General features: G+C 62.1%; 1 protein-coding gene. It reads left to right on the top strand.

Annotated features, from left to right (window positions below; genetic code table 11):
* Positions 1–272 (top strand): transposase (locus HMPREF2757_RS03790; RefSeq protein WP_176745879.1); only part of this gene is annotated, 272 nt, incomplete at both ends.

Below are 272 nucleotides of genomic sequence, written 5' to 3'. Positions count from 1 at the left end.
CCGCCTACACCGAACTCCTACGCCCCATTGCCGCACCACTAATCGCAGTCACAGACGGCGGACAAGGTGCCCAATCAGCCATCCACCACTGCTGGCCAACAACACGCATCCAACGCTGCCTCGTCCACGCCCAACGAACAGTCCGCCGCCACACCACCAGCAACCCCCGCACCGATGCCGGCAAAACCCTCTACCGCCTAGCCCTGAAACTCACTCGCATCACCGACCTTGACCAAGCATCCACATGGGTCGCCCACCTGCACGAATTCGAC

The organism is Brevibacterium sp. HMSC063G07, assembly GCF_001810665.1.
Lineage (GTDB): Bacteria > Actinomycetota > Actinomycetes > Actinomycetales > Brevibacteriaceae > Brevibacterium.
Note: the sequence above shows the minus strand (reverse complement) of the source record. Positions and strands in the feature narration are given on the sequence as shown.